Below are 327 nucleotides of genomic sequence, written 5' to 3' on the forward strand. Positions count from 1 at the left end.
TCCAAAGCGCAAAAAACGACAGTGTAAAGAGTACAATATGCACCAGCCATAGTGGCGATTTACGAAACATTGTTCAGACCTTATCTTGCGGCGGCCATGGAGGCAGTGTAGTCCCACCACCACTATTAGGAGTATTATCTTGCGGCGGCCACGGAGGCAGTGTAGTCCCACCACCACTATTGGGAGTATTACCTTGCGGAGGCCATGGAGGCAGTGTAGTCCCACCACCACTATTGGGAGTAAGAATTGTCCCGTCTTGAATATCGCTTTTTAGTAATTGACTCGCTTCGTTTGAAATCGTGACTTTTTCACCTGGCTGTAAAGGAT

The 327-nt window shown here is 48.0% G+C and carries 1 protein-coding gene; it reads right to left on the reverse strand.

Annotated elements, in window-relative coordinates; genetic code table 11:
• Nucleotides 1–73 precede the first annotated feature (73 nt).
• On the reverse strand, nucleotides 74–327 hold a 254-nt coding region (locus EOE67_RS20730), incomplete at its 5' end, for a hypothetical protein (RefSeq protein WP_206099687.1).

This window comes from Rheinheimera riviphila (assembly GCF_004005945.1).
GTDB classification, from domain to species: Bacteria; Pseudomonadota; Gammaproteobacteria; order Enterobacterales; family Alteromonadaceae; genus Pararheinheimera; species Pararheinheimera riviphila.